Source organism: Pseudomonas sp. N-1-13, assembly GCF_057787095.1.
In genome coordinates this window covers 4,536,049-4,556,632 of the sequence record NZ_JBYNRI010000001.1, presented here as the reverse complement: position 1 = coordinate 4,556,632, position 20,584 = coordinate 4,536,049, and the positions used below count along the sequence as shown (strand labels likewise).

Sequence of the window (20,584 nt, the reverse complement as noted above, 5' to 3'; positions counted from 1 at the left end):
TATTTCCCAATGGCTTTAATCGCTCGAGCCCGAAAAAAGCGCAAGCCGGTTGCCGAGATGAACGTGGTGCCCTACATCGACGTGATGTTGGTGCTGCTGGTCATCTTCATGGTGACCGCGCCGATGCTCAATCAGGGCGTGAAGGTTGATCTGCCCAAGGTTTCCAGTGAAGCCTTGCCGCAGGACAACGACACCCAGGTCCTGACCATTTCGATCAAGGCTGACAAGACCTACTACTGGAACCTTGGCAGCGAAGTCGACACCGAGAAGCAGCAGGACCGGGCCATGACCTTGCCGCAGATGACCGATGCGGTGACCAAGATCATCAACGCCGGCAACAGCAACGGCAAACGCACCCAGGTCTTCATTCGCGGCGACAAGACCGTCGACTACGGTGCGGTGATGGGCGCCATGGGCGGCCTGCAGAAAGCCGGGGTCGGTAATGTTGGCTTAATCACTGAGGCGCCCTGATGCAGCAACAGCGAGAGCCGTCCGCCTCGGAAAGCTACTTCTGGCCTAGTGTCTGGGCAATTGGCCTGCATGTGCTGGTGTTTGGCATGCTGTTCGTCAGTTTTGCCATGACTCCGGAGCTGCCGCCGGCCAAGCCGATCGTGCAGGCGACCCTGTATCAGCTCAAGTCCAAGAGCCAGGCCACCACGCAGACCAACCAGAAGCTTGCCGGTGAGGCGAAGAAATCCGCCGCGCGCCAGACCGAAGTCGAGCAGATGGAGCAAAAGAAGGTCGAGCAGGAAGAGATAAAAGCTGCGGAACAAAAGAAAGAGCAAGCGGCTCAAAAGGCCGAAGAAGCCAGGAAGGCTGACGAAGCCAAGAAGGCCGACGAGGCGAAGAAAACCGCCGAGGCCAAAAAGGCCGAAGAAAAGAAACTGGCTGATATAGCCAAGAAAAAATCCGAAGAAGAAGCCAAGAAAGCCGCTGAAGAAGAGGCCAAGAAAGCGGCCGCTGAAGAAGCGAAGAAAAAGATTGTCGAGGACGCGAAGAAAAAAGCGGCCGAAGACGCCAAGAAGAAAGCTGAAGCTGACGAGGCGAAAAAGAAAATCGCCGAAGACGCGAAGAAGAAAGCCGCCGCCGATGCCGCCAAGAAAAAGGCTCAGGACGCAGCGCGTAAATCCGCCGAAGAGAAAAAGGCCCAGGCCTTGGCAGATTTGCTTTCCGACACGCCGCAGCGCCAGCAGGCATTGGCTGATGAGCAGGGCGATGAAGTCGCCGGCAGTTTCGATGATTTGATTCGCGCCCGAGCGGCAGAAGGCTGGGCTCGTCCACCTTCGGCACGCAAAGGCATGACTGTAGTATTGCAAATCGGCATGTTGCCCGACGGTACGGTTACCTCGGTCAGCGTGGCCAAGTCCAGCGGTGATGGCCCGTTCGACGCTTCGGCGGTCGCAGCGGTCAAGAACATTGGGCGATTGACGGAAATGCAAGGAATGAAACCGAGCGATTTTGCTCCCTATCGTTCATTCAAGATGACATTCACACCTGAGGATCTAGCCTTGTGAGAAACCTTCTTCGATCAATGCTGGTCGTTATCTGCTGCCTGGCAGGGATAGCGGTAGCAGAGGAAAAGAACATTCTGGTCACCAGCGGCAGCGATCGGGCGACCCCGATCGCCGTCGTACCGTTCGGCTGGCAGGGCGGTAGCGTCCTGCCGGACGACATGTCGGAAATCATCGGTAATGACCTGCGCAACTCGGGTTATTACGCGCCGATTCCGAAGCAGAACATGATCAGCCTGCCGACCCAGGCCAGCGAAGTCATCTATCGCGACTGGAAAGCTCTGGGCGCCCAGTACCTCATGGTCGGCAACATTGTGCCGGCCGGTGGTCGCCTGCAGGTGCAGTACACCCTGTTCAACGTCGCCACCGAGCAGCAAGTGCTGACCGGTAGTGTGTCGGGCAGCGTCGATCAACTGCGTGACATGGCGCACTACATCTCCGACCAATCGTTCGAGAAACTCACCGGCATCAAGGGTGCGTTCTCTACCCGCATGCTCTATGTGACGGCCGAACGCTTCTCTGAGAAAAACACCCGCTATACCTTGCAGCGTTCAGACTATGACGGTGCTCGTGCAGTGACCCTGCTGCAATCGCGCGAGCCGATCCTGTCGCCGCGTTTCGCCCCCGATGGCAAGCGCATCGCCTATGTTTCGTTCGAACAGAAGCGCCCGCGTATTTTCATGCAGCACATTGACACCGGTCGCCGTGAGCAAATCACCAACTTCGAAGGCCTGAACGGTGCGCCAGCCTGGTCGCCGGACGGTACGCGCCTGGCATTCGTGCTGTCCAAGGACGGTAACCCGGATATCTATGTGATGAACCTGGCTTCGCGGGCGATTTCTCGCGTGACCAACGGTCCCGGCATCAACACCGAACCGTTCTGGGGCAAGGATGGCTCGACCATCTACTTCACCTCCGACCGTGGCGGCAAGCCGCAGATCTACAAGACCAGCGCCAGTGGTGGCGGTGCCGAACGCGTAACATTCGTCGGTAACTACAACGCCAACCCTAAACTGTCGGCGGACGAAAAGACCCTGGTGATGATCCATCGCCAGGATGGCTTTACCAATTTCAAGGTGGCGGCTCAGGATTTGCAGCGAGGTAGTGTAAAGATCCTCACTGATAGCACTCTGGACGAGTCACCTACTGTTGCGCCCAACGGCACCATGGTAATCTACGCCACCCGCCAGCAGGGCCGGGGAGTCTTGATGCTCGTGTCCATTAATGGACGCGTGAGGCTCCCGCTTCCTACCGCACAAGGCGAAGTCAGAGAACCGTCCTGGTCCCCTTACCTGAACTGACGCGGCGCAATACGTTTTACTTAACACACTGGGGTTCATTAGGAGTTTCACGATGGAAATGCTGAAGTTTGGTAAATTTGCTGCGCTGGCTCTGGCCATGGCTGTAGCTGTAGGTTGCTCGTCCAAAGGCGGCGACAACGCCGGTGAAGGCGCTGTTGATCCAAACGCTGGTTACGGCGCTAACACTGGTGCAGTTGACGGCTCCCTGAGCGAAGAAGCTGCTCTGCGCGCAATCACCACCTTCTACTTCGAATACGACAGCTCGGACCTGAAGCCAGAAGCCATGCGCGCTCTGGACGTTCACGCCAAAGACCTGAAGTCGAACGGTGCTCGCATCGTTCTGGAAGGCAACACCGACGAACGTGGTACTCGTGAGTACAACATGGCACTGGGCGAGCGTCGTGCGAAAGCCGTTCAACGCTACCTGGTACTGCAAGGTGTTTCCCCAGCTCAGCTGGAACTGGTTTCCTACGGCGAAGAGCGTCCAGTTGCTACCGGCAACGACGAGCAGTCCTGGGCTCAAAACCGTCGCGTCGAACTGCGTAAGTAATTCGTCATGCGAACGTGCCGCCGTGCTGTAACTGTTCTGGCTCTCAGCCTCGCGCCGCTTGCGGCGTGGGCTGCGGTTCCCGTGGTCGATAATGATTCCGGCTATAACAATAGCGCAAGCAATTATCCGCCTGCAGGTTACGGTACGAGCGGCGCCTATGCCGGGGGAGGGGTTTCGGCCCCTGTCTCGGCACAGGGCCAGCTGTTCAACCAACTGCAGCAAATGCAAGACCAGATTTCACGCCAGCAAGGCGCGATTGAAGTTCTGCAAAATGAAATTTCGCGCATGAAGCAGGAAAACCTGGAGCGATACCAGGATCTTGATCGGCGCATAGGAACCGGCGTTGCACCTGCCGCGACTCCTGAGAATTCTCCAGCCGGTGGCGACTTGAACGCCCCTGGCGCAGCCGCAGGCGCGGGAGCAACTGCTCCGGCACCTGCAGCCGGCGGTGAGCCGGCTGATCCGGCGAAGGAAAAGCTCTATTACGATGCGGCCTTCGATCTGATCAAAGCCAAGGATTTTGACAAGGCCAGCCTGGCCTTTGCCGCTTTCCTTCGCAAATACCCTAACAGCCAGTATGCGGGCAACGCCCAATATTGGCTGGGTGAAGTGAACCTGGCCAAGGGCGACCTGCAAGGTGCCGGTCAGGCCTTCGCCAAGGTCTCGCAGCTCTATCCCAAGCACGCCAAGGTGCCGGACTCGCTCTACAAGCTCGCTGACGTGGAGCGTCGCCTGGGCCACACCGACAAGGTCAAGGGCATTCTGGAGCAGGTGGTGGCCCAATACCCGGGTACCTCCGCTGCCCAATTGGCTCAGCGTGACTTGCAGCGTATGTGAGGCTGTTTGATCCGTTTCGAAGAAACCCGCGCTTGTCGCGGGTTTTTTCGTTAGAATTCACGCCCTTTTTATGAAACACGCTTCTTGGGATCTGCGCGTTGGCGGGGTTGCTGGAAGTGCCTGACGGAGGCGGACAGCCTGTTTAGCTGTTACGCCCGTGGCGACTATGCAAGACACATTGAGAATTACCGAAGTTTTTTACTCGTTGCAGGGTGAAACGCGAACGGCCGGGCTGCCCACAGTATTTGTGCGCCTCACCGGTTGCCCGTTGCGTTGCCAATACTGCGACAGTGCCTACGCCTTCAGTGGCGGCACCCTGCGCAGCCTCGACGACATCCTTGAGCAGGTGGCCGGTTTTCGCCCGCGCTACGTCTGCGTTACGGGGGGCGAACCACTGGCGCAACCCAACGCGATCCCCTTGCTCAAGCGGTTGTGCGATGCCGGTTACGAGGTATCGCTGGAAACCAGCGGCGCCTTGGACATCGCACCCGTTGATCCGCGAGTCAGCCGCGTCGTCGATCTGAAGACCCCAGGGTCCAAGGAAGCCCATCGCAATCGCTATGAGAACATCGAACTGTTGACGCCCAACGATCAGGTCAAGTTCGTTATCTGCTCGCGGGAAGATTATGACTGGGCCGTGTCCAAGCTGATTCAATACGGGCTCGACCAGCGGGCTGGCGAAGTGTTGTTTTCGCCAAGTCATCATGACTTGAACGCCCGGGAGCTGGCGGACTGGGTGGTGGCGGACAATTTGCCGGTGCGCCTGCAATTGCAGCTGCATAAATATCTTTGGAACGACGAGCCGGGGCGCTGATATGACTGAACACTCGAACATTGCAGAAAAACGTGCCGTCATCCTGTTGTCCGGCGGCCTCGATTCCGCGACGGTCGTGGCCATGGCGCGTGCCGAGGGCTACCGCTGCTACACCATGAGTTTCGATTACGGCCAGCGCCACCGCGCCGAACTGCACGCCGCCGAGCGGGTGGCCCGGGACCTGGGTGTCGTCGAACACAAGGTGATCGGCCTGAACCTCAATGGCATCGGCGGCTCGGCCTTGACCGACAGCTCCATCGACGTGCCTGAAACTCCCAGCGAAGGCATCCCGGTGACCTACGTGCCGGCACGCAACACGGTGTTCCTGTCCCTGGCCCTGGGCTGGGCGGAGGTGCTGGGTGCCCGTGATATCTTCATCGGCGTCAACGCCGTGGATTATTCCGGCTACCCGGACTGCCGTCCGGAGTTCGTCGAAGCGTTCGAGCGTATGGCCAACCTGGCGACCAAGGCCGGTGTAGAAGGGCAGGGCTTCCGTATTCAGGCACCACTGCAGAATCTCAGCAAGGCCGACATCGTTCGGGCGGGGGTGAAGCTTGGCGTGGACTACGGGCTCACCGTTTCCTGCTATCAGGCTGACGATCAGGGGCGTGCCTGCGGCAAATGCGACAGCTGTCGCCTGCGTGCCGAAGGCTTCGCGGCGGCGGGTGTGAGCGATCCAACCCCTTATTTTTGATTTATTTCAAATTAGGTGTTGAATAGTCCTTAGAAATCAGTATTATACGCGCCACCACACAGCGGGTCGTTAGCTCAGTTGGTAGAGCAGTTGGCTTTTAACCAATTGGTCGTAGGTTCGAATCCCACACGACCCACCATTTTTAGCAGTTTTAAAAGTCTGGAAGGCCCACGAAAGTGAGGATTTCCGGATTTTTTTTTGCCTGTAGAAAACTCGCCGCTTGAAAACCGGAACCACCCGACGATTCGAGTGGTTCCCTGGGTTGTTAAAGCAAGCCGTCCTCGGCGCATACCTTCACGATCTGTTCGCGAAACCAGATGTTGGCGTTGTCCTGGCCGGGTTTCTCGCTCCACATCATATCCAGCGTAAAGTTCGGTAAGCCCACTGGTGGCCTGCGATGGCTGTATTTGCCTTCATCGCAGGTCAACGCCTGGATACGCCGAGGCAACGTCAGGATGAAGTCGGTTCCCGGAATCATATTCAGTGCTGCCACGTAGCTGTTGGCCCGAGCGACAATCTGTCGGTTGTAGCCTTGCCGGGCGAGCCAGCCGTCCACCATGTTGGTGTCGGAGGTCCAGGGCGTCGGAAAAACATGCTGGCAGGCGACGAACGCCTCCAGATCAAATTCCTCCCTGGGCAGTGAAAAGTCTTTATCGACCACGCAGACCAGTTCATCTTCCAGTAATACTTGCGAGCGCAACCCCTTCGCGCCGCGATGAAAGTTGGGGCCAAAACAAACAACCAGGTCGAATCGACCCTCCATCAATTCGTCAACCGGAATGTCTTTGTGAAATTTCGTGATGTTAATGATAACGGGGAAACGGCTGCCAATGAATCGTTTCACTAGCTGGGGAAGTATAAGAAGTTCGAAGTACTCCGGGGCGCAAATATTGAATGTTATTTCTTTCTGCGTGGGGTCGAATGTTTGAATGCCGGAGTGGCATATATTTATGGTCTTGAGGATGTTGAGTACATGGCTGTACATGGCCGTGGCTTTGTTCGTGGGCCGCATGCCACTACGGGTATTGATGAATAACTCATCTTCGAAACTTGTGCGCAGCTTCTTCAGGCAGTAGCTCACGGTTGACTGGCTCACACAAAGGGTCTCGGACACCTCGGTGACGCTGCTTTGCTCGTACACCGCGACAAACACCATCAGGTCCTGCATGTCCAGCTTTCTAAGCAAATTACTATTGAGCATAAGATCCTTCTCGGCGCAATCCATCAGCTAGCGTCCCTTGTTTTTATGACAAAGGGGTTTATTTATATATTAGCGGAAGGCATTTATTTTTTAAATGGCTTGTGGGAATTTTCTTAAATATGCTCGCCTCGCTTTTTATAGAAATCCTGCACAAGGACGGAGGAGGACGATATGCAAATTCGCGTCGCAGAAACTAAGACACCGTTATGGGTGCAAGCCACTGAAGTAGTGAAAGAGAAATTTCGCCGTTCTTATTCGGCGTCGGTTGAACCGAATCCACAATACTTTGCGGTCACCCAGGATCCGTCAGACCGTATTCTTGCCTGTGCCGGTATTACATTCGCGGACCACCGCACACTGTTTTCCGAGCAATACCTGGCGCAACCGATAGAAGTGATTTTGTCCCAGCGCCTGGAGAAAACGATCGACCGCTCAAACATTGTCGAGATCGGCAATTTGATCTCCCATCACCTGACGGCCGGCATGATTCTGGTCAACATGATTCCCCTGTTGTCCTGGTGCATGGGTGGGCATTACTTGTTGTGTACGGTGACACCCCGCGTTCGGCAAATGATGGAAAGTTGCCAAATCGATTTCGAGCCGCTGCTGACAGCAGACCCTGCGCGCCTGGGCGAGGAGGGTGGCAAGAACTGGGGGACTTATTACTCCAAATTGCCGGTCACCGGGTTCATCCGGGTAGACCCGCAGCGCTCGCGTTTCGCGGCCATGACGCTCAATACCTCGTTCACCCAACTGCCTGGCGATTCACTGGCGAGGGCGCAGCCATGAGCGGCGGATTTATCCATCACTTGCAAAGCGCGTTGCAAGACAATCGCCAGGCTGTCTGCGCGGTGGACTGGTCGGCGTCGGGCGGCGAGCCGGTGGCATTGACCTATGGCGAGCTGGAACATCGTGCCCTCAATCTGGCCGCCGAACTGCAACGGCGTTTTCCCAGCCCGGCCCATGGCGATCATGTGGTTTTGGGAATTGCCACGCGTAACAGCAGCGACTGGCTGGTGGCCGATCTTGCTTGCCTGTTTGCCGGGATTACCGCGTTACCGTTGCCATTGGCTTTCAGCCAGGCTCAGGCGGAGCACCTGGCCGAGCGTTGCGACGGGTTTGTAGTGGATGCCGCCGGGCAGCGGACACTGGCGCAGCGATGGAAGTTGAATTTCCCTGAAAGCCGTTTGCGCCACATCAGCGAGCCGGTCATCGAACAGCCTTTGTTGCATACGCCCGACGGTGATGAAGACTGGATCTGCAAAATCATTCACACCTCGGGCACGACCAGTCGCCCGAAGGGCGTGCAGTTGAGTACCCAGGCGGTCGGCGCCGTGCTGGCATCGCTGCGTCAACGTATGCCCGCCGATGCTCATCGCCGTTACCTGTCGCTGGTGCCCTTGAGTTTGCTGCTCGAACAGGTGACTGCCGCCTATCTACCGTTGCTGGCGGGCGGAACCGTGCATTTCTTGCCACCGAACGAAGCATTGCTCGGCGAGCCTGGGGCTTCGCCACAGCGTCTGGTCGAGTGGATCCTGCAGGTCCAGCCAACGGCCCTGACAGTGCCGCCGGTGATGGTCAACCGCTTCCTGGAACAAATGGACGAGGGCGGCGAGCAGGGCGAGAGACTGGCGCGCTATCTGCAATCGGGTGCGCATATTACCTGTGGCGGTGCGGCGGTCAGCATCGATGTACTGCGCGGACTGGAAGAACGGGGCATTGCTGTGTACCAAGGCTACGGCCTGTCCGAGAACGCCTCGGTGGTCAGCATGAACACCTTCGAACAGCAGCGCCTGGGCAGCGTGGGCAAACCCTTGCCCCATGTCCAGGTGCGTATCGGCGCCGACCAGACCATTGAGGTCAAGAGCAGCTCACTGTTCAGTGGCTATTCCGGCACGGACCCCAGTGCCTGCTCCATGTCTGCCGATGGCTGGATGGACACTGGAGACCTGGGCATGCTGGACGACGATGGCTACCTCTATGTGCACGGGCGTAAGAAGAACGTGATCTGCCTGCCCAACGGGCGCAACGTCAGCCCTGAACAGGTTGAGCTGGAGTATCGCAAATACCCCGGCGTCAACGATGCCGCAGTGTTTTTCGATGAGCACCATGGCCTGGTGGCGTTGCTGTGTGTCGAGTCGGCCCCCGCGCGCGATGAGCTGGTGGCCTGGTCCGCCCGGCGTTTTTCCGACATCGAAAGACCCAGCCGACTCTGGTTGTTGACCCAGGACGACCCGTTGATCGAGCAGCTTTACACCGTTACCGGCCGGCCAAAACGCGCCGACATCGCCACTGTTTTTTCCACTCTGCAAGGGATTGCATCCAATGACCACGCCTGCTTTTCACTTTGAAACCGCGGACATCTCCATCGTCGAGTCGCACCACTTCGCCAGCCTGGGCAAGAGCGAGCTGTATGAGCTGCTGGGCCATTACGGGGTCGTGCTGTTTCGTAACTGTATCCACAGCGCCGAAGATTTCAGCGCCTACGTCAAACAAAACAGTTCGCGGCTGAGCCTGGATCCGGCCCGCGTCATGGTGGGCGGCGCGGCACAGTTGGTGGACGCGGGACATCAGGCGGTTGGCCTGCACTGCGAAAACGGTAACTCGCCGTTCTGGCCGGACATGACCTGGTTCTATTGTCAGGAAGCACCACGCAAGGGGTCGCAAACGACGTTGTGTGACGGTGAGAAGGTGTTGGCGAAACTGTCTCCAGCCTGCCGCAGTTTTTTTGAAGAAAACCCTATCCGCTACAGCCGTACCGTTGCGGGGGAAAAGTGGCGTCGTTTGGTTTGCCACTATTCGCCAGCGTTGTCGGACCCGGCGGCCGTCGAAATCGAGGACCTGTGGCAAATCATCGGGGAGGACCCGCAGACGGTTATTTCCTTCAACCCGGCCGATGACTCCATTCACTACGCCTTCAGCACCCCGGCGATCCTCACGTCCGCGTTCAGCCAGCGTCCGGCCTTCGCCAACAGCATCCTGGGACCTTCCTTCAACTACGAAGCTCCGGTGATCGACACCGTGGGGGGGCAGCCGATTCCTGCCGGGTTTCTGCGGGAAATTGCCGAAGTGTCCGCCCAGTACACCTGCCCGGTTGGCTGGCGCGATCACGACGTGGTGATGATCGACAACCGTCGGGTCATGCACGGTCGTGAAACCATCGTCGACGAACGTCGACGCATCTTCAACGCCTTGAGCTATCGCTGAGACTCATCATGACGAACAACAACAAATACATTGTCAGCGGACAGTACGAGAGTTATCTCGATGGCGATGGCCGGCAGATTATCGACCTGAGCGGCGGGTTCGGTTTCCAGGTGCCGCCGGTGATCGAGGCGGTCAGTCGCCAAGCGGACATCATGGGGTTATCCAACCGTGTGCTGATGTCCCAACCGCTTATTGCCTTGTGCCGACGCCTGGCCGAGCTGCTGCCTGCGCCGCTCGTCAACTCTTATGTGTGCAGCTCCGGGGATGAGGCGTTCGAGGGCGCATTGAAGTTGTGCAAGGGCCTCAAGCCCAAGGGCAACACCATCGTGTTCATCCAGGGGGGTGATTATGGCGCGCTGACCTACGGACGTTGCCTCAGCGCCGCGCAAGATGATCTGGCCGTGCAGAGTTTTCTAGGGTTCAAGCGAGTGGCGATTCGGCATCTCGCTGACCTGGACACGGTGGACTGGAGCGATTGTTTCGCGGTGTGCCACAGCAACACCCGCGTGGATGCCAGCGGCCGATTGCAACTGCTCGATGCTGCACTGCTCGAGCAATTGCATGCCCGCGCAGCACAGGCTGGCGCGCCGGTCATCGCGGTCGACACCCACAGTTGCCTCGGTAGCCTGGGGACGCTGTTCGGTTTCCAGCGTTATCGTCCTGTCCCGGACATTGTCGTGCTTGGGGGCCCCTTGGGGGGCAGCGCGATTCCCATCGGCACCTATACCTGCAGCGAGCGCATGGCCTGGCAGGTCTATGGGCGCAGCAGTCCGGCCAAACACGGCAGCACCACCGCTGGTAATCCGATGGCGTGTGTAGCGGCCCTGGCAGCCCTGGATTATGTGCAGGCCCACGACTCGCCTCTGCATTGTCTGGAGAACGGTCAGCGGCTGGTGCAAACCCTGGCGCCATTCGGAGCGGTGGCTGTGGGTGGCTGGGTCAGCCTGCCGCTGGCCGATGATCTGCAGCCGTCCCTGCTGTGCGAAGCGCTTTACCAGCAAGGCGTTTATATCAGCCCACCCCGGGGCCGCGAATTGATCTTGCGCTGCCCGATCACTGCACGCCCCGAACAGATTCAACGTGCCGCCCACCTCATCAAGGAGACGCTAAGCCATGTCCTTACTAAGGCCGCATGAACAACTGCTGGATGATTGCCAGCGGCACTGGAGCGCATCGGCGGCCAAGCTGTATCGCCTGGGCAAGACCAGCGTAGAACAGCAGACCGATGGCATCCATGTCACCGATCACACCGGCAAGCGCTTCATTGACTGCGCGTGCAGCTACGGGGTGTTTATCGTCGGGCATCGCAACCCGACGGTGCGTGAGCAGGTGCAGGCGCAATTGAATCAGTTGGCCTGGGTCCCGGAAGGCCGGCGCCATCCGCTTCAAGACAAGCTGTCCGAGCGGCTTTGCCAACTGGTGCCGGGAGAATGGGGCGACGTGCAATTCATGGTCTCGGGTGCCGAGGCCGTCGAGCAGAGTCTGCGTTATGTGCTGCGGATCCAGCCTCAGCGGCGCAGGATCGTCGTGATGAGCGGCTCTTATCATGGCAAGACTTTGGCGGCGATGAGCATTCTGGGCCAGCAACAGCACCACAGCAGTTATGGCATCGCTTGCCCCGAGGTGACCTGTGTCCCCTACGGCGATTTCGCCGCCCTGCAAAAGGCCGTGGGCGAGGGTGTCTGTGCGGTGTACGTCGAGCCGATTCTGGGCGGCGCTCATCTGCGGGTGCCCCCGGTGGGCTACATGGCCAACCTTCGAGCCTTGTGCGACGCCACGGGCACGCTGCTGGTGGCGGATGAAATCCAGACCGGTTTCGGCCGTTGCGGCAAATGGTTCGCCGTGCAATATGACGACGTGGTGCCTGACATCATGATCCTCTCCAAGGGCCTGACCGGCGGCTACACCTCGTTCGCTTGCGCCATGTACAGCCGGCGCCTGGCCACCCAGTATCCAATCAGCGAAATCGAGCCCGACACGCGAACCAATGGCGGGCATCCGCTAGCGTGTGCCTCGGCGCTCGCGGCCATCGACTACATCGAGCAACACAAACTGGTGGAGCTGTCGCGGGTCAACGGTGGGTTGCTGCGCCACGGTCTGCAACGACTGGCCTTGCGTTATCCGCACATCATCGAGGATGTGCCGGGCGTCGGCCTGATGACGGGCCTGCGCCTGCGTGGTTCGGTCTATGAGGCGCTGATGAGCATGGAGCTGGGCAAGCGTGGCGTCCACGCCGGGCATTCCATGAATGAAAAGGCCGAACGCCCGGTGCTGCGTTTTTATCCGCCGCTGAATATCACGCCCGAAGCCTTGCAGCATGTCCTGGCGATGATCGAAGAGTCCCTGCAAGCCATCGATCGGCGCCCGGCGCTGGCGGTGAAAGCGTTTTCCCTAGTGGTGCGCAACATGTATCTGTTGCCCAACAAGTGGCTGCGCAGCAAGGAGGCGTCATGAGCCTGTTCAACCCCGATACGCTGACCCTGCGGGAAATGGCCGGTCTGCTGCGACGTGGCGTGCTGACCAGTGTCACGTTGCTGGAGTTTTACCTGCAACGCATCGCTGAGCGTAACCGGCACATCAACGCACTGATCCAGCTGGCGCCAGTCGAGGAACTGCGGCGCCAGGCTCGCGAGGCTGACGAGATGGCGCGCGTTGGCCAGATCAGTGGCCCGCTGCATGGCATTCCCATCACCATCAAGGATGTCCTGCATGTGCGTGGTTTCAAGATGTCCCGAGGGCTGGGGGAGCTGTTGGGCGAACCCAGCGAGCAGGACGCAACGGCCGTTGCCCGGCTTCGACAGGCCGGGGCGATCATTCTGGGCATCAGCAATGTGCCTGAACTGTGCATGGCTTTCGAAACCGAAAACCTGGTCTATGGCCGGACCCTGAACCCCCACGACCTGCAACGCTCCGCCGGCGGCAGCAGCGGCGGTGAGGCAGCGGCGATCGCTGCCGGATGCTCGCCGGCCGGGCTGGCGTCCGATGCATGTGGCAGTGTGCGGATACCGGCGCACTTCAATGGCATCTGCGGCTTGAAACTGACCCAGGGGCGGGTGCCGCTGACCGGCCAGTTTCCCAATGACCGTTCCGGGCTGTTCCACATGACCTCGGCCTTTGGCGTGATGGGACGCTATGTCGATGACCTGGCGCTGCTGGGCCAATTGATCAGCGGTGCCGACGGGCAGGATCCGGACACCGTCGATGTACCGTTCACCGCCAGCGAGCCGCTGGCCAACCTGCGGGTGGCGCTGTTCTCGGCGTCGAGCCGCCCGCCGGTCAGCGCGGCGGTGAGCCAGGTATTGCAGCACGTCGAACGATGCCTGGGTCCGGTGGTGGCCGAGGTGAGCACGGTCGCGCCGCCGATGCTCGATGAGGCCTGTGATGTGCTGTGGCGGGTGTTCATCACCGGCGCTGACGCCGGTCGCGGTTGGCGGCAATTGTTCGAGTCCATGAACAAGCGACGTTTTACCCCGGCCATCGCTCAATTGCTGGACATGAGCGAGGCGGTGGAGTTGACCGTGGATGAGGTCAAACGCGACTGGATCATGATCGATACGTTTCGCTATGAGTTGGCGAAATTCTTCAAGCAGCATGACCTGTTCATCTGCCCGGTATTTCCGGACGTCGCGTTCCGTCACGGGGAGTCCCTGGAGGATCGCGACCGGTATGCCTTCGTGTTCCCGTTCAGCCTCAGCGGTTCCCCGGCAGTAGTGATCCGCGCCGGAACGGACCCGACTACCGGGATGCCTATCGGCATCCAGATTGTCGGGCCTCATTGGCAGGAAGAACGGTTGTTGGCGGTGGCTGCTTTCCTGGAGCGTGAGCTGGAGCGCTGGAGTCCGGTTACGCCCCGTCCGCCATCGACGTACTGACCGCCCTCAAGCCGTGACGGTTCTGGTGTTTCGGCTGCTGAGCACCAGTGCCAGCATGCCGATACCCACCAGGGCAGCACCGAGGATCTCGATCATCAGCGGTTGCTGCCTGAGCCAGAACCAGTGCAGTACGGTCACGAACAGGGTGCTGAGGTAGACATAGGAAACCACCGTGGACGGCGCGATTACCCCAATTGCCCGGTGCAACAGCCAGAAAGTGGCGAGGGTGCCGAACACGGCCAGGTACATCAGCCAGCCGATGTCCGGCGTCGACAACTGCAGAGCGCTGCGCCAGCCGCCGCTGAACAGGCAAAACACCAGCAGAAACAGCGCCCCGAACAGCATGTTCCAGAACGTCATCGTCACCGGGTCGCGGCCTTTCAGCGCGCGGACCTTGAACCGTTGGCTGAGGGGGGAATACAGCGCCATCGCCAGGCAACCGGCGCCGAAAACCAGCACGGGATAGAGCGCCGGCAATTGTCCCGGAGCCGACCCCTTGAGGGTCAGCAACACTGCGCCGATCGCTGCGGTCGACATCGGCAGCAGGCGGGTCTTGAGGCTTGGGTTGGGCAGCAGAAATACCTCGAACAACAAGGTCATCAACGGCACCAGCGTGTACAGCGTCGCGGTATTGACCGCCGAGGTGTAGCGCAACGCTTCGAACAACGAACCGAAGTACGTTGCCAGCAACAGGCCAAGTACGGCATGGGCCAGCAGGCCTTTGCCGGAGACCGGCGAGGTGTTTTTCAGCAGTAACAGCGGCAGGAACATCAGGGCGGAAAACAGCAGTCGCAAGCCGGTGAGCAGGATCGGATCGATTGACTGACTGACCTGCGCCGCGGCAAAGAACGACGCTGCGATCAGGATTGCCCAGATGAGCATGCCCCAGTGAGCGGCTGCGAAACCGACGTTTTTCATCAAGGTTCTATTCCTGCTTTCAAATACCGGAACGTCATGAGGGACAAATCGGCCGGCTGTCATGGTGAGTGTGAAAAACAGGGCCGCAGTCAACTGCAGCCCTTTGACGCCACTAGCTGATGTGTCGCGCGTAGTGTTTGGGATTGAAGCGCAGGACCATCACGATCATCAGCGCCATGACCGCGGTGAGCGACCACCAGGCCCATTCGAAGCTGCCCAACTGATCGCGGATCATCCCGGCAATCAACGGCGAGAGCCCGGCGATCAGGTAACCGATACCTTGCACGAAGGCCGTCAGACCACCGGCCCGACGTGGGTTGTCCAAGTGATCGAGGGATACGATCAGGCTCATCGGGAACAGACCGCCAATGCCCAGCCCCAGCAGGCAAGGCCACAACAGGCTGAAGCGGTCCGGGCTGAGGATCAGGCCGCAGAACCCCGCGATGATCAGGGCCAGCAAAACCGCCAGGACCAGGCGCTTATCCTGGCTGCGGTTGGCAATCGCCGGGGTGACGAGGCCGGACAATACTTCCATCGCGGTGAGGAACCCCAGCAGCAGACCGGCGTGCTGTTCGCTCCAGCCTTTCTCCACGTAATACGGCGCCAGCCACGCCAGCACGCAGGTGTAGGAGGCGGTACCGAGGCCGAAGAAGATCGCCAGCAGCCAGGCCCGCGAATTGCTGAAAAACGATTCCTGGCGCTGCGCCGGGGCAGCGGGCAAAGGCGTGACGGCCGCGCGCTGGGCGTACCAGCAGCCCAGGGCGATCAGCGCCAGCAGTGCCCAGATCGCCAGGCCGATACGCCAGCTGCCGGTCTGCGCCAGGACGAACGGTGAAAACGACGCCGCAAGCGCCGCGCCGCCCATGATGGACGTGACGTACAGGCCCATGAACAACGAGACATTGTCGGCGAAGCGCGATTTGATCAGCGCCGGCATCACGGCCTGGATCAGGGCGATACCGATCCCCGCCAGCACCGCGCTGATAATCAGCTCGACGGCGCTGTCCAGGTACAGGCGCGATGCCGTGGCGATGCCGATGATCAGCAGCGACAGCACGATGGTGCGGTGCTCACCGATGCGCAGGGCAATGCGCATGCCCAAGAACATCGCCAGACCCATGGCCATGACCGGCAACATGGTCAGTAACGAAGCGGTACTGAAACTCAGCGGCACCTCGCCGCGAATGGCTGATAACAATGGCCCGACAGCCGCCATAGAGGGGCGCAGGTTCAGTGCCACCAACACCACGCTGACCATCAGCCAGACGGCGTGGGTGCTTGAAGTTCGAACGTTTTCCATAACAGAGCCTTGCTGGATAAAGCTCCATTTAGGCTGGGATGTAAGGGGTGGGGCAAACTGAAATCTGGTGGGGGGTATTTAAAAATCAGGTGCACTCCAAACCCCTGTTCAGTGGAGTCAGTCGTGCTATTCCATCGCCGGACTCAACGTCCCGAGCCATGCCACTAACGCCAGTATTACCACCGCCACGGACAACTCCAGAGCCATGCTGCGCCGCAGGGCATTGACCGCCACGCTGTGCTCCCCGGTCTGCCGAGCCTGTTCCAGCAACGGGCTCAGATGAAAACGATTCAGCGCGGCAAACACCAGCATCGCCGCGAACAACACGACTTTCAGCGCCAGCAATTGACCATAGGTGCTATCCAGCAGCCCGTCGACGCGAGGACCGACGATGAACAGATAGTTCACCACCCCTGTCACACTGATCACCACCACAATCACCGCCCCGGCGGTTTCAAACCCGGTCAGGGTTCGCGCCAGGACCGGCAGCCGGTGTTCAGCCTGGCGAAGCAGCAGGGCAAACGCAGTCAGGGCGCCTACCCAGCCGCCCGCTGCCCACAGGTGCAGAAAATCGGTGATGAAGTGCCAGTTACGGCGCAGGCCTTCGTCCATGGCGCCATGTCCGGTCCAGGCCAGTGTCGCCAGGGCCACGGCACCGCTGAGGGTGACCAGCCACAAGCTGGCGGTCGGTGCCGGGTGGTTCAGGGCCACAGCAATTGTCGCCAGCAACAGCGCCGCGATCCGAACACGCCAGCTCAAACCCACGTCGGTCTCGAACACCATCATTTCAATGTGCGGTAGCAGCTCGTTCCAGTCGGTGACGCCGCTCATGGCCCAGGCCATGCACAGCATGGCGGCCACCGACAACAGCACGCCAAACAGCGCTGTGGTCAGCACAAGTGCTTTGAAATGCACCACCACGCCCGAGATCCGCTCTGGGCCGCGCAAGCTATACAGACCGAACGCGGCCAGGCCGAACAACACCATCAGATCCAGGTACAGGGCCAAGCGCAGAACAATGTTGAGCAGGTCAATGTTGATCGAGGCGCTCAAGTCACTTCACCTTGAACGTGACATTGCCGGTGATCGGGTGAGTGTCGGACGACACCGCGCGCCACTGGACCTGGTAGGTGCCGGTGGTGAGCGGAGCGTTCGGGGTAATGACCATGGTTTTGGGGTCATCGCTGCCGGAGACCTTGGCCTTCATGGGCATGGGCGAGTGCGCCGACATGCCGGGCATCCCGGTCATGACCAGCTTGGCGCCGGAGAACTTGGTCATCAGGTTCTCGGAAAAATGCAGTTCGATCTTTGCCGGCGCCGCACCTTCAGCACCTTCGGCGGGCGTGGAGGAAAGCAGCTTTGGGTGCGCTTGGGCCAGGCCACTGATTAACAGGCCTGTGGACAGCGCGACGGTGACTACAGCGGTTCTGATAAATGACATGCAAGGACTCCTACAGCTCAGGTTTCTAGTTTTTTAGTTGACTGCGATTACAAACACCCTCAGAACCACATGCGCACGCCCAGCACCAGGCGTGCCTCGCTGCGGTCTTCGTTCTCTTCCCGGGCGTAGTCGGCAGTGTTGCCGTAGACGCGGTTCCAGGTGACGCCGATATAAGGGGCGAACTCACGGCGGATTTCGTAGCGCAGCCGCACACCCACTTCAGTGTCCGACAGCCCGGAGCCGACACCGCGATCGGGATCGTTCTTGCCGTAAAAGTTGGCTTCGGCGGTGGGTTGCAGGATCAGACGATTGGTCAGCAGGATGTCGTAGTCGCCTTCCAGGCGCACCGCACTCTGACCGCCTTCGCCGATGAACGCGGTGGCCTCGGCTTCAAAGTTATACAGCGCCATGCCCTGTACACCGAAGGCGGCCCAGGTTTGCGGGTCGCCCGGCTTGAAATCCTGGCGCACGCCGGCGACCACGTCCCACCAGGGGCTGACGGCATGCCCCCACAGTGCCTGGAGTTCGGCTTCCTCGGTCTTGCCGTTGGTGCGTTCGCCTTCGGAGCGCAGCCACAAGCGATCGATGTCGCCGCCGATCCAGCCCGAGGCGTCCCAGCTCAGGGCACTGCCATCATCGGCGTCTTGCCATTCCAATTGGTCGATGAGCAAGAATGAATGGATGGCGCTGTCATGCACGGCATGGCCGCCATGGTCTTCGTAGACGGCGGCGCGGTCGGCGTCGGTCAGCTCGGGAATCGACGTGCGGCTGCTGGTGGGGGCCGATTGCATCGGTTCCATACCCTGCATCGAGTCCATGCCTTGCATCTGGCTATGGTCCATCCCCTGCATCTGGCTGTGATCCATGCCTTGCATGGCATCGCTCGCGGCCCAGGCCGAGCCAGTGGCGCCCAGGGTGAGGCTGGCAAAAAGTGCCAGGGGGTAGTGAAAAATAGTGGTCATGGTCGGCTCCTCATTCCTGCACCCGAACTTCACGGAACATCCCCATCTCCATGTGGAACAGCAAGTGGCAGTGATATGCCCAGCGTCCGAGGGCGTCGGCGGTGACCCGGTAACTGCGTTTGGAGCCCGGCGGCACATCGATGGTGTGTTTACGCACCATGAACTGGCCATTCTCGTCCTCCAGATCGCTCCACATACCGTGCAGGTGGATGGGGTGAGTCATCATGGTGTCGTTGATCAGCACGATGCGCAGGCGCTCGCCGTACTTGAGCAGCAGCGGTGCGGCATCGGAGAACTTCACGCCGTTGAACGACCAGCTGAATTTCTCCATGTGGCCGGTCAGGTGCAGTTCAAGGGTGCGGCCCGGTTCACGCCCGTCGGGGTCGGGGAACGTGCTGCGCAGGTCCGAGTAGGTGAGGACCTTGCGACCGTTGTTGCGCAGGCCCATGCCCGGGTCGTCGAGCTTGGGGCTGACGCTCATGGCCTGCATGTCCACCAGCGGATTGTCTTTTTCGGAGTCTGGATGGGACAGCCCGTCGTCCATGCCTTGCATGGAACCGTGGTCCATCCCCGCCATCTGGCTGTGATCCATGCCCGCCATGCCTTGCATCGATCCGTGATCCATACCACCCATGCCCATGTCGTCCATGGTGACCAGTGGCCGTGGATCCAGCGGCGGCACCGTTGCCGAAAGACCGGAACGGGTCGCCAGGGTGCCGCAGGCGTAGCCTGTGCGATCCATCGATTGGGCAAACAGCGTATAGGCTTCTTCGCTTGGCTCGACGATAACGTCATAGGTTTCGGCCACGGCGATGCGCAGCTCATCGACGCTCACCGGTTTGACGTACTGTCCATCGGACGCCACCACGGTCATTTTCAGGCCGGGGATGCGCACGTCGAAATAGGTCATGGACGAGCCATTGATCAAGCGCAGGCGAAGGCGTTCGCCGGGTTTGAACAGACCGGTCCAGTTCATGTCCGGCGTCTGGCCGTTCATGAGGTAGGTGTAGGTGGCGCCACTGATGTCGGCCAGGTCGGTGGGGTTCATCTTCATTTCGGCCCACATCTTGCGATCGGCCACGGTGGCGGCCCAGCCGTTCTTGCCGACATCGTCAATGAAATCACCGACGGTGCGTTTGTTGTAGTTGTAGTAGTCCGATTGCTTCTTGAGCTTGCGGATGACATCGGCGGGGTCTTCGTCGGTCCAGTCGGTGAGCATCACCACGTAGTCGCGCTCGTACAGGAAGGGCTCGGGCTCCTTGGCGTCGATCACCAGTGGGCCGTAGACCCCGGACTGTTCCTGGAAGCCGGAATGACTGTGGTACCAGTAAGTACCGTTTTGCCGGACCTTGAATTGATAGACGTACATGCCATCGGGCTCGATGCCCTTGAAGCTCAACCCCGGCACGCCGTCCATGTTGGCCGGCAGCAGAATGCCGTGCCAGTGGATGGAGGTTGGATCTTTCAAACGGTTGCGCACCCGCAGGGTCACGGTGTCACCCTCACGCCAGCGCAGCAGCGGGCCGGGGATGCCGCCGTTGATGGTCTGGGCGATGCGCGGATTGCCGGTGAAGTTGACCGGGCTTTCGCCGATGAACAGGTCGAACTCGGTGCCCGTCAGTACATTGGGTTGGCCGGGGCTGGTGACCGCCCAGACGGGCGCGCGCCACAAGCCCAGGCCAGCCAGGATGCCGCCGGCAGTCAGGCCTTTTACGAAGGTTCGCCGGGAAGTATTTGATTGCATGCCGTTTGAAGTCCGTCAGTCGATTTGCAGCGAGCACAGGGGCGTCCGTGTGCAGGGTTGAAAGAAAGATGACACAGGCGGGAACGCGAAGTGATTACATTTCAGTCAGGTTGAGGCGGCTGTGAGAGCAAGGCTTGCTCGCGATGAAGGCCATGCGGTTTTTCAGAAATCGAGGCGCCAGCTTCGCGGGCAAGCCTTGCTCCCACAGATAGAGCGCTGGCCACAGGGCACA

The 20,584-nt window shown here is 59.8% G+C and carries 20 protein-coding genes and 1 tRNA gene; 14 read left to right on the top strand and 7 right to left on the bottom strand.

All coding sequences use genetic code 11. The features are described from left to right. Positions 1-18: 18 nt before the first annotated feature. The 8 genes from tolR to AC3I65_RS20505 all read left to right on the top strand — a co-directional run bounded on the left by tolR (position 19) and on the right by AC3I65_RS20505 (position 5,846). Positions 19-471, top strand: coding sequence for a protein TolR (gene tolR, locus AC3I65_RS20540; RefSeq protein WP_160893274.1), 453 nt, complete (start codon positions 19-21; stop codon positions 469-471). After that, the gene (tolA, locus tag AC3I65_RS20535) at positions 471-1,514 is read left to right on the top strand and encodes a cell envelope integrity protein TolA (protein ID WP_076383694.1); all 1,044 of its coding nucleotides are present in this window, start codon (positions 471-473) and stop codon (positions 1,512-1,514) included. The genes tolR and tolA overlap by 1 nt, the downstream gene beginning before the upstream one ends. Then, positions 1,511-2,812, top strand: coding sequence for a Tol-Pal system beta propeller repeat protein TolB (gene tolB / locus AC3I65_RS20530; RefSeq protein WP_076383695.1), 1,302 nt, complete (start codon positions 1,511-1,513; stop codon positions 2,810-2,812). Before tolA ends, tolB begins: the two co-directional genes overlap by 4 nt. A gap of 52 nt (positions 2,813-2,864) precedes the next feature. Continuing rightward, positions 2,865-3,362 carry a peptidoglycan-associated lipoprotein Pal gene (gene pal, locus AC3I65_RS20525; protein WP_047227063.1) on the top strand — a complete coding sequence of 166 codons (498 nt, stop codon included), beginning with the start codon at positions 2,865-2,867 and terminating at the stop codon, positions 3,360-3,362. A 6-nt stretch (positions 3,363-3,368) separates the two neighbouring features. After that, positions 3,369-4,199, top strand: coding sequence for a tol-pal system protein YbgF (ybgF, locus tag AC3I65_RS20520; protein WP_419417433.1), 831 nt, complete (start codon positions 3,369-3,371; stop codon positions 4,197-4,199). A gap of 166 nt (positions 4,200-4,365) precedes the next feature. Then, positions 4,366-5,013 (top strand): 7-carboxy-7-deazaguanine synthase QueE, encoded by a 648-nt coding sequence (queE, locus tag AC3I65_RS20515; RefSeq protein ID WP_047227061.1) that lies wholly within the window; start codon positions 4,366-4,368, stop codon positions 5,011-5,013. 19 nt (positions 5,014-5,032) lie between these two features. Beyond that, positions 5,033-5,707, top strand: coding sequence for a 7-cyano-7-deazaguanine synthase QueC (queC, locus tag AC3I65_RS20510; protein ID WP_171061329.1), 675 nt, complete (start codon positions 5,033-5,035; stop codon positions 5,705-5,707). A 63-nt stretch (positions 5,708-5,770) separates the two neighbouring features. Continuing rightward, positions 5,771-5,846: transfer RNA gene (locus AC3I65_RS20505), tRNA-Lys, on the top strand. Positions 5,847-5,972: 126 nt separating this feature from the next. Here the strand turns inward: AC3I65_RS20505 and AC3I65_RS20500 are convergent. Further along, positions 5,973-6,908, bottom strand: a complete 936-nt coding sequence (locus AC3I65_RS20500; protein ID WP_047227126.1) for a LysR family transcriptional regulator — start codon at positions 6,906-6,908, stop codon at positions 5,973-5,975. A gap of 171 nt (positions 6,909-7,079) precedes the next feature. Here AC3I65_RS20500 and AC3I65_RS20495 point away from each other — a divergent pair, with 171 nt between their 5' ends. From AC3I65_RS20495 to AC3I65_RS20470, 6 genes are read left to right on the top strand one after another with little or no spacing between them, the layout of a single operon-like run. After that, on the top strand, positions 7,080-7,697 hold the full coding sequence (locus AC3I65_RS20495) for a thermostable hemolysin (protein ID WP_047227059.1): 618 nt from the start codon (positions 7,080-7,082) through the stop codon (positions 7,695-7,697). After that, complete coding sequence (locus AC3I65_RS20490; RefSeq protein WP_107321975.1) at positions 7,694-9,259, top strand: AMP-binding protein; 1,566 nt, start codon at positions 7,694-7,696, stop codon at positions 9,257-9,259. The genes AC3I65_RS20495 and AC3I65_RS20490 overlap by 4 nt, the downstream gene beginning before the upstream one ends. Next, the gene (locus AC3I65_RS20485) at positions 9,234-10,115 is read left to right on the top strand and encodes a TauD/TfdA family dioxygenase (protein ID WP_047227057.1); all 882 of its coding nucleotides are present in this window, start codon (positions 9,234-9,236) and stop codon (positions 10,113-10,115) included. The genes AC3I65_RS20490 and AC3I65_RS20485 overlap by 26 nt, the downstream gene beginning before the upstream one ends. An 8-nt stretch (positions 10,116-10,123) precedes the next feature. Continuing rightward, positions 10,124-11,251 (top strand): aminotransferase class III-fold pyridoxal phosphate-dependent enzyme, encoded by a 1,128-nt coding sequence (locus AC3I65_RS20480; RefSeq protein ID WP_488524107.1) that lies wholly within the window; start codon positions 10,124-10,126, stop codon positions 11,249-11,251. Continuing rightward, entirely contained in the window at positions 11,229-12,569 is a 1,341-nt protein-coding gene (locus AC3I65_RS20475; RefSeq protein WP_488524106.1) for an aspartate aminotransferase family protein, read from the top strand. Before AC3I65_RS20480 ends, AC3I65_RS20475 begins: the two co-directional genes overlap by 23 nt. After that, positions 12,566-13,987, top strand: coding sequence for an amidase (locus AC3I65_RS20470; RefSeq protein WP_488524105.1), 1,422 nt, complete (start codon positions 12,566-12,568; stop codon positions 13,985-13,987). Before AC3I65_RS20475 ends, AC3I65_RS20470 begins: the two co-directional genes overlap by 4 nt. 6 nt (positions 13,988-13,993) lie before the next feature. Here the strand turns inward: AC3I65_RS20470 and AC3I65_RS20465 are convergent, their stop codons facing one another. The 6 genes from AC3I65_RS20465 to AC3I65_RS20440 all read right to left on the bottom strand — a co-directional run bounded on the left by AC3I65_RS20465 (position 13,994) and on the right by AC3I65_RS20440 (position 20,352). After that, complete coding sequence (locus tag AC3I65_RS20465; protein WP_488524104.1) at positions 13,994-14,905, bottom strand: DMT family transporter; 912 nt, start codon at positions 14,903-14,905, stop codon at positions 13,994-13,996. Positions 14,906-15,017: 112 nt separating this feature from the next. Next, the gene (locus tag AC3I65_RS20460) at positions 15,018-16,205 is read right to left on the bottom strand and encodes a cyanate transporter (RefSeq protein WP_160893244.1); all 1,188 of its coding nucleotides are present in this window, start codon (positions 16,203-16,205) and stop codon (positions 15,018-15,020) included. A 126-nt stretch (positions 16,206-16,331) separates the two neighbouring features. Beyond that, positions 16,332-17,258: a copper homeostasis membrane protein CopD gene (gene copD / locus AC3I65_RS20455; protein WP_419417428.1), complete on the bottom strand. Its 927-nt coding sequence runs from the start codon at positions 17,256-17,258 to the stop codon at positions 16,332-16,334. A 1-nt stretch (position 17,259) separates the two neighbouring features. After that, a complete protein-coding gene (gene copC / locus AC3I65_RS20450) occupies positions 17,260-17,646 on the bottom strand; it encodes a copper homeostasis periplasmic binding protein CopC (RefSeq protein ID WP_047227052.1) in 387 nt (128 codons plus the stop codon). Between the two features lie 59 nt (positions 17,647-17,705). Continuing rightward, positions 17,706-18,608, bottom strand: coding sequence for a copper resistance protein B (locus tag AC3I65_RS20445; RefSeq protein ID WP_274089932.1), 903 nt, complete (start codon positions 18,606-18,608; stop codon positions 17,706-17,708). 10 nt (positions 18,609-18,618) lie between these two features. After that, on the bottom strand, positions 18,619-20,352 hold the full coding sequence (locus AC3I65_RS20440) for a copper resistance system multicopper oxidase (protein ID WP_488524103.1): 1,734 nt from the start codon (positions 20,350-20,352) through the stop codon (positions 18,619-18,621). Positions 20,353-20,584 lie beyond the last annotated feature (232 nt).